Origin of the sequence: Halopseudomonas aestusnigri (genome assembly GCF_002197985.1) — a bacterium.
Classification (GTDB): Bacteria; Pseudomonadota; Gammaproteobacteria; order Pseudomonadales; family Pseudomonadaceae; genus Halopseudomonas; species Halopseudomonas aestusnigri.
The window spans coordinates 61481-73727 of sequence record NZ_NBYK01000008.1 but is presented as its reverse complement, the minus strand read 5'-3'; the positions used below and the strand labels follow the sequence as shown (position 1 = coordinate 73727).

The following is a 12247-nucleotide window of genomic DNA, read 5'->3' as shown; positions in this document are numbered from 1 at the left end:
GCTGGCTGGCTCGTGGTGTTATGCGAGCCGCCCAGCCGGTGTATGATGGCCCATCTTCATTCCGCCAGAGACTTTCTGTTCCGCCATGTCTGACGCGAAAACCGCCCCTGCGCAGCACAAGCCGCGCCCGCTGATCGACCTGCTGGTCAGCATCCTCCTGCCCTCGATCATTCTCATGAAGCTCAGTGGCGACGACAACCTCGGCGCTACCAATGCGCTGCTGCTGGCGCTGGCTTTTCCGGTGGGCTGGGGGTTGTTCGAACTGGTGCAGTATCGCAAGTTCAACTTCATTGCCTTGCTGGGCGTGATCAGCGTGCTGCTGACCGGTGGCATCGGCGTGCTGCAGCTTGATACCCGCTGGCTGGCGATCAAGGAAGCCGCGGTACCGGGTGTCATCGGCCTGGCCGTGCTGATTTCTACCCGCACGCGTTACCCGTTGATTCGTACCCTGCTGTACAACGAGAAGGTGATCAACGTCGCGCTGGTGCAGGAGCGCCTGCAGGAACGCGGTCTGGCCGACATCTTCAATCTGCGCCTGTTGCGTGCGACCTATTTTCTGGCCGGCACCTTCTTTTTTTCTTCGGCGATGAACTACATCGTCGCCAAATGGATCGTCGTCAGCCCGGCTGGTACCGAAGCCTTCAATGAAGAGCTGGGGCAGATGACGCTGGTCAGCTATCCGATGATCGCCATCCCGTCGATGATCATGATGATGGCCATTCTGTTTTACCTCTGGCGCACCATCCATGGCCTGACCGGTCTGAGTATGGAAGAGATCATGGCGCAGCAAAAGGGCTAGCGGAGCTAGGTGGGCTAGCCAGCGGCAAGCCACAAGCTGCAAGCGGCAAGCCACAAGCTGCAAGCTACAAGCAAACCCGCGCGGTGTTCAGCCGTGCGGGTTTTTTTACGGTTGCATGGGGGCAGATAGTGGACGGGTGTAACAGCAGGGCCGCATGCAGCGCAGCCGCCATTTTCCAGCGCAAAAACAAAACCCGGCATCGAGACCGGGTTTGCTTGTAGCTTGCAGCTTGAGGCTTGTCGCTGCTTTTACCGCGCCTACAGCGCAGCAAAGGCCTCCCGCAGCGTGGCAACCGTGCGTTCGGGGTTGTGCAGCTTGTCCAGGCCGAACAGGCCGAGGCGGAAGGTCTTGAAGCCTTCCGGTTCGTCGCACATCAGCGGGACGCCGGCTGCGGTCTGCAGGCCGAGCGGGGCGAAGGCCTTACCGCTCTGGATACCATCGTTGTCGGTGTAGCTGACGACGACCCCGGGGGCGCCGAAGCCGTCAGCCGCAACACTCTTGTAGCCCAGCTCCTGCATCAGCTCGCGCACGGCGGTGCCTAGCGCCAGTTGTTCCTGCTTGACCTTGTCGAAGCCGTAGTCGCGGGTTTCGAGCATGGTGTCGCGAAAGGCCTTGAGGGCATCGGTCGGCAGGGTGGCGTGGTAGGCGTGGCCGCCGTTCTCGTAAGCCTGCATGATCTGCCGCCACTTCTTCAGATCGGCGGCAAAGCTGGTACTGGTGGTCTGTTCCAGAACCTGCTCGGCGCGTTCGCTGAACATGATCAGTGCGCTGCACGGGGAGGCGCTCCAGCCCTTTTGCGGCGCGCTGATCAGCACGTCGATCCCGCAGGCCTGCATGTCGACCCAGACGGTGCCGGAGGCGATGCAATCGAGGACGAACAGGCCGCCGACGTCGTGTACGGCATCGGCAACCGCGCGCAGGTAGTCATCGGGCAGAATGATACCCGCGGCGGTTTCGACGTGCGGGGCGAACACCACATCCGGCTTGCTGGCGCGAATCTCGGCGACAACCTGATCAATCGGCGCCGGGGAAAACGCTGGCTGGTTGCCGGTATCGGATTTGACCGCCTTGAGTACGGTCTCGCTGGCCGGGATGCGCGCCATCTCGAAAATCTGACTCCAGCGATAGCTGAACCAGCCGTTACGAATGACCAGACACGTCTTGTCCTGGGCAAACTGGCGCGCAACGGCTTCCATACCATAGGTGCCACCACCGGGAACCACTGCCACTGCGTGGGCGTTGTACACGCTCTTGAGCGTAGTGGAAATGTCACGCATGACCTGCTGGAAGGTTTGCGACATGTGATTGAGCGAGCGATCGGTAAAGACGACCGAGTATTCCAGCAAGCCTTCGGGATCGATGGCGGGAACCAGTTTGGACACGGGGTTTCTCCAGACGGTTGACAGGAAACGCCGGCGTTGCCTGCGTTGATGTGCTGACAATCCTACCCCGATTCCGGGCCGGACGCAGTTCGGAAAAGCGGCGTTTTGTTAACTCCGGGAACAGTGGCCCGGGCGCGTATCCGTTTCGCCCAGGTTGTGCGCCCAGACCGGATTGGCAGGGGCTCAGCCGGTCAGCATTGACCAGCAGGTTTCGCAGGCAGCCTTCAGGTCTTCCGGCTGCAAGACCAGCAGGCCTTCGCGTTCGCACTTGACCAGATTGGCAAAGCTGCCCCAGACCATGGCCATGAGTACTTCGGCCCGCAGGTCGCGACGGTAGATGCCTTGCTCCTGATACTGCCGATATTGTCTGACCAGCGGGGTAAAGAACTGCTGTTCGAGTTGCCGGCTCTGTTCGTCCAGATAGGGCCGGTGATCCTGCATCTCGAGAAAACGATAGGTGTCTGGATGCTGACGGCTGTAGTCGATCATGCGCTGCCAGACAATGTCGAATTGCGCCCGGGCTGGCAGGCTGCGATCGAGACCGTCGAACAGCAGGTCGCGTTTGAACTGTCGCTGGCTGCGAAACAGTTCGTTGACCAGTGCCTCCTTGCTGCTGAAATAGCGATAGATGGTGCCGGTACCCACCTGTGCCTGTTCGGCCAGGGCAGGTATTGGCACACCGTTTACGCCACCGGCGGCAAATACCTTCAGGGCCGCGTCCAGAATGGCCTGGCGTTTGTCCCTGATGCGCGGTCGGGCTGCTTTCCCGGTTTCAGTCGGTGTCTTCATGTTGGCATTCTAGCGACCAGCGCCGGGTTTGTGCAGAGTGGGGAGGGGGACCTGTTAACGGCAAACGGGGCAGTCTGACTGCCCCGTGCTTGCCGCGATTTGATCAGTTACGACGGCTGTCGATAACCGCTTGCCAGGTGATGACGTCCTCGTCCTCCGGCGGCTGCGAACGGCGCTTGTCGGCGCTGCGCGCAATCAGCCAGCCGATCAACGTGAAGATCGACACGGCGAGCAGGATCAGACTGGCGACCGCATTGATTTCCGGCTTCACGCCCAGACGCACGGCGGAGAACACTTCCATCGGCAGGGTGGTGGAGCCCGGGCCGGATACGAAACTGGCCAATACCAGGTCATCAAGCGACAGGGTAAAGGACAGCAGCCAGCCAGCGGCGATCGATGGCGCGATCATCGGCACGGTGATCAGCAGGAAGGTCTTCCACGGGCGCGCGCCGAGGTCCATCGCGGCCTCCTCGATCGACTGGTCAAGCTCGCTCAGGCGACCGCTGACTACCACCGCCACGTAGGCGGTACAGAAGGTCACGTGGGCGATCCAGATGGTCACCATGCCGCGCTCTGCCGGCCAGCCGATCATCTGCGCCATGGCGACGAACAGCAGCAGCAGCGATAGACCGGTAATCACCTCGGGCATGACCAGCGGTGCAGTGACCAGCCCTGAAAACAGGGTGCGGCCCTTGAAGCGCTTGATGCGGGTCATGACGAAGGCCGCCAGGGTGCCGAGCGCCACCGCCGCTGTGGCGGTGAAGAAGGCAATCTGCAGGCTGCGTTTGACCGCATTCATCAGCTGGGTGTTGTCCAGCAGACCGACATACCAGTGCACCGACCAGCCGCCCCAGACGGTAACCAGCCGGGAGGCGTTGAACGAGTAGATCACCAGAATGATCATCGGCAGGTAGATGAACACCAGGCCCAGCCAGAGCATGACGGTGGAGAAGTTGGGGCGCTTGCTCATGCTTTTTTCTCCATTTCCTTGGCCTGGTTGTAGTGGAACAGCACCAGCGGGACGATCAGGATAACCAGCATGACAATGGCGAGCGCCGAGGCAACCGGCCAGTCACGGTTGTTGAAGAATTCCTGCCAGAGCACCTTGCCGATCATCAGGGTTTCCGGGCCGCCCAGCAGTTCGGGGATGACGAACTCGCCGACCACCGGAATGAACACCAGCATGGAGCCGGCGATGATGCCGGTTTTCGACAGCGGCACGGTAATGCTCCAGAACGCCTTGATGCGACCGGCGCCCAGATCCATGGCCGCTTCGAGCAGGCTGTGATCGTGCTTGACCAGGTTGGCGTACAGCGGCAGCACCATGAACGGCAGGTAGGCATAGACCACGCCGATATAGACTGCGGTGTTGGTGTTGAGGATCTGCATCGGCTCGCTGATCAGACCCAGACTCATCAGGGTGCTGTTGAGCAGGCCGTTGTTGCTGAGGATACCCATCCAGGCGTAGACGCGGATCAGGATCGCGGTCCAGGTCGGCATCATCACCAGCAGCAGGTAGACCAGTTGCTTCTCGCGCGGCGCCCGGGCGATGGCATAGGCCATCGGGTAGCCGACCAGCAGGCAGATCAGGGTCGAGAAAAAGGCAATTTTCAGCGAACCCAGATAGGCAGACAGGTAGAGACCGTCCTGGCTGAGGAAGATGTAGTTGCCGAGGTTGAGCATGACGTTGAGCTTCTGCTCGACGTACTGGAAAATCGGCTGATAGGGCGGAATGGCGATCGCGGCTTCCGAAAAGCTGATCTTCAGCACGATGGCGAAGGGCAGCAGGAAGAACAGGAACAGCCAGAGATAGGGGACGCTGATGACCCAGAAGCGCCCCGGCGGTGTCAGGCGTGGCATTTTCATGAGTGCAGAATGACCCCGCTGTCGTCTTCCCAGCTGATGTACACCTCGTCCTCCCAGGTCGGGCGAGGCAGGCGACGCTCGGAGTTGGCGAAGAAGGCCTGGACCATCTTGCCGCTGTCGAGCTTGATGTAGTAGACCGAGTGGCCGCCGAGATAGGCGATGTCATGGACTACGCCGTGGGAGCTGTTGTACTTGCCCTCGGGCTTCTCGGTGCTGACCCAGACTTTCTCCGGGCGCAGGGCGTAGATGATGCTTTTGTCCTGGGCGCGGGTGGTGATGCCGTGGCCGACGTAGATCGGCTTGTCGAGGCAGTCGCACTGGATGATCGCGTGGTCTTCCATGTCGGCGCTGATCTCGCCTTCAAAGATGTTCACACTGCCGATGAACTCGGCGACATGACGGCTGACCGGGCTTTCATAGATATCCATCGGCGTGCCGACCTGGGCAATCCAGCCCTGGTGCATGATGGCGATACGCTGGGCCATGGTCATGGCCTCTTCCTGGTCGTGGGTGACCATGATGCAGGTCACGCCGACGCGCTCGATGATCTCGACCAGCTCCAGTTGCATCTGGGTGCGCAGCTTCTTGTCCAGCGCGCCCATGGGTTCGTCCAGCAGCAGGACTTTCGGACGCTTTGCCAGCGAGCGGGCCAGGGCCACACGCTGACGTTGCCCGCCGGAGAGCTGATCCGGCTTGCGCCGCGCGTACTCGGTCATGTGCACGAGCTTGAGCATTTCCTTCACGCGCTCGTTGATTTCGGCCTTTGGCAGTTTGTCCTGCTTGAGGCCGAAGGCGATGTTCTGTTCGACCGTCATATGCGGGAACAACGCGTAGGACTGGAACATCATGTTGATCGGGCGCTCGTAGGGCGGCAGATCGGTGATGTCCTGACCATCGAGCAGTACGCGGCCCTCTGTTGGGCGCTCGAATCCGGCGAGGATGCGCAGCAAGGTCGACTTGCCCGACCCCGAGCCGCCGAGCAGAGCGAAGATTTCGCCGCGATTGATGCTCAGACTGACGTCGTCTACCGCCAGCGCTTCATCGAACCGCTTGCTGATGCGCTCAATCTTCACAAAGTCATTGGGCTCGGCCTTGGCCATTGCCTGTTTCATGGCTCCTGCTGCACCAACCATAGTCGTCTCCGGATCTCTTTCCACCTGTGCAGCACCGCTGCACACAAAGATATTGGCGGGCCGCCGCAGCGGCACCTTGCGTGTTTGTTCTGCTGATTCAACAAGGGGCTGCCGGAAGGCAGCCCCTTGAGTGTCTTACTGACCTGACTTGATGCGGCTCCAAGTGCGGGTCATCAGTCGCTGTGCGGCCATCGGACGCGGCACGTTGACGTAGAGTCGGCTCATCACCTCGTCGCTCGGGTAGATTGCCGGATCATTGCGCACTTCCGGGTCAACCAGCTCGTCGGATGCCTTGTTCGGGTTGGCGTAGGCAACATAGTCGGTGATCGGTGCGATTACGTCCGGGCGCAGGATGTAGTTGATGAAGGCGTGGGCTTCTTCCGGATTCGGCGCATCCTTCGGGATGGCCATCATGTCGAACCACAGGGCAGTCCCTTCCTTCGGAATGATGTAGTTGATCTCGACGCCATTCTCGGCTTCCTCGGCGCGGTAAGCGGCCTGGAAAACATCGCCCGAGTAGCCTGCCGCGACACAGATGTCGCCGTTGGCCAGATCGGAAATGTAGCGCGAGGAGTGGAAGTAGGTGATGTACGGACGAACCGCCAGCATCAGTTCTTCGGCCTTCTTCAGGTCATCGGCATCGCTGCTGTTCGGGTCCAGGCCGAGGTAGCTCAGCGCTGAGGGCAGCATTTCATCCGCCGAATCCAGCACGCTCACGCCACAGCTGGCCAGCTTGCTGGCGTATTGCGGATCAAAGATCAGCGCCCAGGAGTCCAGCGGTGCGTCGTCACCGAGAGCGGCTTTAACCTTCTCGACGTTGTAGCCAATACCGTTGGTGCCCCACAGATAGGGAATGGAGTGCGCGCTGCCCGGGTCGATGCTTTCCATTTGCTTCATCAGCTCGGGATTGAGGTTGACCATGTTGGGCAGCTTGCTGTGATCAAGCTCAAGGTAGACACCGGCCTTGATCTGCTTGGTCAGGAAGTTGTTGGACGGTACGACGATGTCGAAGCCGGAGCGACCTGTCAGCAGCTTGGCATCGACCACTTCGTTCGAGTCATAGACGTCGTAGGTCACCTTGATGCCGGTTTCCTTCTCGAAGTTGGCAATGGTGTCCTCGGCGATGTAGTCCGACCAGTTGTAAATGTTCAGTTGGCCTGCGGCATGCGTGACACCGGCTCCGCCCAGCAGGGCGGCAGTGGTCAGTGCCAGCAGCGACTTTTGCATTGGATGCTTCATGGTGTCTCCTGATTCGGACACCGGCTTGCGCCGGGCCCTTCTGGTTTCTGGTCGATGTAGGAGGGGAGTCCTGCAGTCGACCGTTTCTTGTTACTTTCTTTGGTGTTACTGACCGGACTTGACGCGCGTCCAGACACGGGTCCGGGTGCGCTCGATGTTGGCCGGCAGCTCTGCCAGAGTAAAGAGTTTGGCCAGGGTCTCGTCGCTGGGGTATACGCCCGGATCGGTTAGCACGCTTTCATCAATCATCGGCTTGGAGGCCGCGTTGCCATTGGCATAGGCAACATAGTTGGATATGCCGGCGATCACCTCGGGGCGCAGAATATAATCCATAAACGCGTAGGCGTTATCGACATTTTTTGCATCCTTGGGAATGGCCATCATGTCGAACCACATGGCCGCGCCTTCCTTCGGAATCACGTAGCTGACTTCAACCCCGTTTTCGGCCTCTTCAGCCCGCGCTGCGGCCTGCAGAATATCCCCGGACCAGCCAACCGCAACGCAGATGTCGCCATTGGCCAGGTCGGTAATGAACTTGGAGGAGTGGAAGTAGGTGATGTGCGGACGCACGTTCATCAGCAGCTCTTGGGCCTTCGGATAATCCGCAGCGTCGGTGCTGTTCGGGTTCAGCCCGAGGTAGAACAGGGCAGACGGGATAATCTCGGCCGGTGCGTCGAGGAACGCCACGCCGCAGGACGCCAGCTTCTCCATGTTTTCCGGCTTGAATACCAGATCCCATGAGTTCAGCGGTGCATCTTCGCCCAGCGCTGCCTTGACCTTCTCGGCGTTGTAGCCGATGCCGGTGGTGCCCCACAGATACGGGAAGGCGTACTGGTTGCCAGGGTCGTTGGTTTCCAGTGCCCTGAGCAGCGTCGGATCCAGATTTTCCCAGTTCGGCAGCTTGCTGCGGTCCAGCGGCAGGAAGGCTCCTGCCTTGATCTGCTTGCCGAGGAACTGGTTGGAGGGGACGACGATGTCGAATCCGGAGCTGCCGGAGAGCAGCTTGGCTTCCAGTACTTCGTTGCTGTCGAACACGTCGTAGACCGGGCGGATGCCGGTTTCCTTCTGGAAGTTGTCGAGCGTGTCCTCGGCGATGTAGTCCGACCAGTTGTAAACGTTTACCACTTCCTCTGCGGTGGCGGCGGTGCTGATGGATACAGCGGTGGCTGTTGCCAGCAGGGTCTTGCCCAGATGTTTCATCATCGTTTCAACTCTCCATCCATTGTTTGGAAACGCGGTGTTGGCATGGGTGCCATTTCAATGAGCGAAAAAGGCACCCTACAGGCCAGCATAGCCGCTGGTCGGACTCGGGGCGATCAGACTCCCAGTCGCTCGGCTACCAGATCCAGCACCTTCCAGGCCTTGTCGACCAGTTCGTCGATTTCGGCGCGGCTGATGATCAGCGGCGGCGACATGATCATGGTGTCGCCGACCGCGCGCATCACCAGACCGTTGGCGACGCACAGATCACGGCACAGTGTGCCAACGGTACCCTTGTCCGGGAAGCGCTCACGGGTTGCCTTGTCCTTGACCAGCTCGATGGCGCCGAGCAGGCCGACACCGCGAACTTCACCGACCAGGCGATGTGCTGCCAGGCCGGCAATCTTGTCCTGCAAATACGGTGCCGCTTCATTACGAACGTAGTCGACAATTTTCTCGTCGCGCATGATGCGCAGGTTTTCCAGGCCGACGGCTGCGGATGCCGGATGACCGGAGTAGGTGTAGCCGTGGTAGAACTCGCCGCCGTGCTCGATCATGGTTTCGGCAACGCGGTCGCTGACGATCACCCCGCCCATTGGCAGATAGCCGGAGGTCATGCCCTTGGCGATCGGCATCAGGTCGGGCTGCAGGTCATAGTGCTGGCTGGCAAACCACTGACCGGTGCGACCAAAGCCGCAGATCACCTCGTCGATGACCAGCAGGATCTCGTACTTGGCCAGAATGCGCTTGATTTCCGGCCAGTAGGTATCCGGCGGAATGATCACGCCGCCGGCACCCTGAATCGGCTCGGCAATGAAGGCTGCGACCTGATCGATGCCCAGTTCGAGAATCTTGGCTTCCAGCTGCTGGGCCGCCCAGATGCCGAACTCGTCCGGCGACATGTCACCACCCTCGCCATACCAGTACGGCTGCGGGATGTGCACGATACCGGGGATCGGCAGGTCACCCTGTTCATGCATTACCGACATGCCGCCGAGACTGGCGCCGGCTACCGTCGAGCCGTGATAACCGTTGATACGGCTGATGATGGTTTTCTTGGTTGACTTGCCCTTGAGGTCCCAGTAGCGGCGCACCATGCGCAGCACGGTATCGTTGGATTCGGAACCTGAGCCGGTGAAGAACACATGATTCATATGCTTCGGTGCGACTTCGGCGATAGCCGTGGCCAGCTCGATGGCGGGTGGGTTGGCGCACTGGAAGAAGCTGTTGTAGTAGGGCAGCTTCAGCATCTGCTGGTAGGCGGCCTCCGCCAGCTCCTTGCGGCCGTAGCCGATATTCACGCACCACAGACCGGCCATGCCGTCGAGCACCTTGTTGCCTTCGCTGTCCCAGAGATACACGCCCTCGGCGCGCTCGATGATGCGCGTGCCGCGCTCACCCAGCTCCTTGTGGTCGGTGAAGGGGTGCAGATAGTGGGCGGCGTCCATGGCCTGCAGTTCGGCGGTATTGAGTTTGCTCATACGGTACTCCGGTTTCCGTGGTGTCGCTGCCCTCCGGCAGCGACCGTTACAGGATTGAGGGATCAGACGGACAGCAGCAGGAACTCGCGCTCCCAGGAGCTGATCACCCGTTTGTAGTTTTCGTGTTCGGCGCGCTTGACCGCCACATAGCCGCGGCAGAACTTGCTGCCGAGCACTGCTTCAATGTCCTTGCATTGCTCCATGCGCTCCAGTGCCGATTCGATGGTCAGCGGCAGGCGCAGGTTGCGGCGTTCATACGCGCGGCCCTTGACCGGTGCCGACGGTGACATGCGGTTTTCCATGCCCAGGTAGCCGCACAGCAGACTGGCCGCAATGGCAATGTAGGGGTTGGCATCTGCGCCGGGCAGGCGGTTTTCGACCCGACGGTTCTGCGGGTTGGAGTCCGGCACGCGCAGGCCGGCGGTACGGTTCTCTTCGCCCCACTCGACGTTCACCGGTGCCGAGGTGTCAGGCAGGAAGCGGCGGAACGAGTTGACGTTCGGCGCGAACAGCGGCAGCACTTCCGGGATGTAGCGTTGCAGACCGCCGATGTGGTGCAGGAACAGTTCGCTCATGCTGCCATCATCATTGGAGAAAATATTCTTGCCGGTCTTGGCGTCAACGATGCTCTGGTGCAGGTGCATGGCGCTGCCCGGCTCATTGGTGATCGGCTTGGCCATAAAGGTCGCGGTCATGTCGTGCTTGAGAGCGGCCTCGCGCATGGTGCGCTTGAACACTTGAATCTGATCGGCCAGATGCAGCGGGTCACCGTGACGGAAGTTGATTTCCATCTGCGCGGTGCCTTCCTCGTGGATCAGGGTGTCCAGATCCAGGCCCTGAGCCTCGCACCAGTCGTACATGTCTTCGAACAGCGGGTCGAATTCGTTGGCGGCGTCGATGGAGAAGGACTGGCGGCCGGTTTCCTGGCGGCCGGAGCGGCCGATCGGCGGCTGCAGCGGCAGGTCCGGGTCTTCGTTGCGGCGGGTCAGATAGAATTCCATCTCGGGCGCGACGATTGGCTTCCAGCCCTTTTTCTCATACAGCTTGAGCACGGTCTTGAGCACGTTGCGTGGCGCCATCTCGATGGGATTGCCCATCTTGTCAAAGCAGTCATGGATGATCTGCGCGGTCGGTTCCAGCGCCCACGGCACCATGAACATGGCGGTCTCGTCCGGCTTGCAGATCATGTCGATATCGGCCGGGTCGAGCAGGTCGTAATAGATGTCATCTTCTACATAGTCGCCGGTAACCGATTGCAGCAGGATGCTTTCGGGCAGGCGCATGCCTTTCTCCGAGATGAACTTCATGGTCGGAGCGATCTTGCCGCGGGCAATACCGGTCAGGTCGCCCACCATGCATTCCACCTCAGTAATCTTGTTTTCTTTAAGCCAGCTTTCAATCTTGTTCATAACCGCCTCAGGAGTGTCGCGACGCACGGGCCCGGCAGGCGTTTCCGAACGCCTGGAAGATCGACAGGTAAAACGGATTGCGGGTTACCTGCCATTCGGGGTGCCACTGTACGCCGAGAGCGAATTGGGTTGCCTGGCTGACCGAGAAGGCCTCAATCAGTCCATCGGGTGCTGTCGCTTCAGGCTGCAGACCGGCTCCCAGTGTAGCGACTCCCTGAGTGTGCAGGGAATTGACCTGAGCCGAGCTGCAGCCTGAAATTTCGTAGAGCAACCCCCCGGGCTCAAGACGAACCTCGTGAGCTGGGCCATACTGAATGTCGACCGGCTGATTCTTGTCCTCGCGGTGTTCGATATAACCGCCGACTTCGTACAGTCGCTGATGCAAAGTGCCGCCAAAGGCGACGTTCATTTCCTGAAAGCCTCGGCAGATGCCGAGTACCGGAACGCCGCGGTCAATTGCGGCGCGAATCAATGGCAGGGTGGTCGCGTCGCGCTTGGGGTCGTGCTTGGTGCCTTCGGCACTGCCCGGTCCGCTGTAATGATGGGGCTCAACGTTGGACGGTGAGCCGGTAAACAGGATGCCGTCCAGCAGGTCCAGCAGCTGATCGCTGTCCAGTCGCTCGCCCAAGGCCGGAATCAGCAGCGGCAGGCCGTTGGCACCGTCCACGACGCCGAGAATGTATTTCTCGCCGACGATGTTGAAAGGGTGCAGCCCGAGCTGTTCCGAGCAGCAGACGATACCAATGACGGGTTTGCGTACGACGGACATTTGATGTTCCAGCAAGTCAGTGACAAAGTGAATGCGAACCGATTGTTGTTCGTTTTTTCGTACAATAGCAATAAAAAATAATTAACACAAAGAGCAAAAATAACGAACACGCGAGGTAGCCATTTTGGTCTTTAATGCCCGTCTGTGGCCTTTTATAGGGCAGTGCGCACCATGTTTGTG

General features: G+C 60.1%; 11 protein-coding genes. 1 reads left to right on the top strand and 10 read right to left on the bottom strand.

All coding sequences use genetic code 11. The annotated features are described in order from the left end of the window. Positions 1-85: 85 nt before the first annotated feature. Entirely contained in the window at positions 86-799 is a 714-nt protein-coding gene (locus B7O88_RS12100) for a VC0807 family protein (protein WP_088276233.1), read from the top strand. Between the two features lie 257 nt (positions 800-1056). Here B7O88_RS12100 and B7O88_RS12095 read toward each other — a convergent pair whose 3' ends face one another. From B7O88_RS12095 to B7O88_RS12050, 10 genes are all read right to left on the bottom strand, one after another. Then, a complete protein-coding gene (locus B7O88_RS12095; RefSeq protein WP_088276232.1) occupies positions 1057-2181 on the bottom strand; it encodes an aminotransferase class V-fold PLP-dependent enzyme in 1125 nt (374 codons plus the stop codon). 183 nt (positions 2182-2364) lie between these two features. Beyond that, the gene (locus tag B7O88_RS12090; protein WP_088276230.1) at positions 2365-2970 is read right to left on the bottom strand and encodes a TetR/AcrR family transcriptional regulator; all 606 of its coding nucleotides are present in this window, start codon (positions 2968-2970) and stop codon (positions 2365-2367) included. Between the two features lie 103 nt (positions 2971-3073). Then, complete coding sequence (locus B7O88_RS12085; protein ID WP_088276229.1) at positions 3074-3940, bottom strand: ABC transporter permease subunit; 867 nt, start codon at positions 3938-3940, stop codon at positions 3074-3076. Continuing rightward, a complete protein-coding gene (locus tag B7O88_RS12080; RefSeq protein ID WP_088276228.1) occupies positions 3937-4836 on the bottom strand; it encodes an ABC transporter permease subunit in 900 nt (299 codons plus the stop codon). Before B7O88_RS12080 ends, B7O88_RS12085 begins: the two co-directional genes overlap by 4 nt. Beyond that, positions 4833-5969 (bottom strand): ABC transporter ATP-binding protein, encoded by a 1137-nt coding sequence (locus B7O88_RS12075; protein WP_088276227.1) that lies wholly within the window; start codon positions 5967-5969, stop codon positions 4833-4835. Before B7O88_RS12075 ends, B7O88_RS12080 begins: the two co-directional genes overlap by 4 nt. 135 nt (positions 5970-6104) lie before the next feature. Then, complete coding sequence (locus B7O88_RS12070) at positions 6105-7196, bottom strand: polyamine ABC transporter substrate-binding protein (RefSeq protein ID WP_200818459.1); 1092 nt, start codon at positions 7194-7196, stop codon at positions 6105-6107. A 117-nt stretch (positions 7197-7313) separates the two neighbouring features. Continuing rightward, positions 7314-8408 (bottom strand): extracellular solute-binding protein, encoded by a 1095-nt coding sequence (locus B7O88_RS12065; RefSeq protein ID WP_088276313.1) that lies wholly within the window; start codon positions 8406-8408, stop codon positions 7314-7316. A 116-nt stretch (positions 8409-8524) separates the two neighbouring features. After that, positions 8525-9889: an aspartate aminotransferase family protein gene (locus B7O88_RS12060; RefSeq protein ID WP_088276225.1), complete on the bottom strand. Its 1365-nt coding sequence runs from the start codon at positions 9887-9889 to the stop codon at positions 8525-8527. A 62-nt stretch (positions 9890-9951) separates the two neighbouring features. Next, on the bottom strand, positions 9952-11298 hold the full coding sequence (locus B7O88_RS12055; RefSeq protein WP_088276224.1) for a glutamine synthetase family protein: 1347 nt from the start codon (positions 11296-11298) through the stop codon (positions 9952-9954). A 7-nt stretch (positions 11299-11305) separates the two neighbouring features. Further along, on the bottom strand, positions 11306-12067 hold the full coding sequence (locus B7O88_RS12050; RefSeq protein ID WP_088276222.1) for a gamma-glutamyl-gamma-aminobutyrate hydrolase family protein: 762 nt from the start codon (positions 12065-12067) through the stop codon (positions 11306-11308). Between the last annotated feature and the right edge of the window lie 180 nt (positions 12068-12247).

Excerpts from the sequence above, each read along its gene's own strand:
- B7O88_RS12050 (WP_088276222.1), bottom strand. The coding sequence starts at position 12,067 with ATGTCCGTCGTACGCAAACCCGTCATTGGTATCGTCTGCTGCTCGGAA.
- B7O88_RS12070 (WP_200818459.1), bottom strand. The coding sequence starts at position 7,196 with ATGCAAAAGTCGCTGCTGGCACTGACCACTGCCGCCCTGCTGGGCGGA.
- B7O88_RS12075 (WP_088276227.1), bottom strand. The coding sequence starts at position 5,969 with ATGGTTGGTGCAGCAGGAGCCATGAAACAGGCAATGGCCAAGGCCGAG.
- B7O88_RS12080 (WP_088276228.1), bottom strand. The coding sequence starts at position 4,836 with ATGAAAATGCCACGCCTGACACCGCCGGGGCGCTTCTGGGTCATCAGC.
- B7O88_RS12085 (WP_088276229.1), bottom strand. The coding sequence starts at position 3,940 with ATGAGCAAGCGCCCCAACTTCTCCACCGTCATGCTCTGGCTGGGCCTG.
- B7O88_RS12065 (WP_088276313.1), bottom strand. The coding sequence starts at position 8,408 with ATGAAACATCTGGGCAAGACCCTGCTGGCAACAGCCACCGCTGTATCC.
- B7O88_RS12060 (WP_088276225.1), bottom strand. The coding sequence starts at position 9,889 with ATGAGCAAACTCAATACCGCCGAACTGCAGGCCATGGACGCCGCCCAC.
- B7O88_RS12090 (WP_088276230.1), bottom strand. The coding sequence starts at position 2,970 with ATGAAGACACCGACTGAAACCGGGAAAGCAGCCCGACCGCGCATCAGG.
- B7O88_RS12055 (WP_088276224.1), bottom strand. The coding sequence starts at position 11,298 with ATGAACAAGATTGAAAGCTGGCTTAAAGAAAACAAGATTACTGAGGTG.
- B7O88_RS12100 (WP_088276233.1), top strand. The coding sequence starts at position 86 with ATGTCTGACGCGAAAACCGCCCCTGCGCAGCACAAGCCGCGCCCGCTG.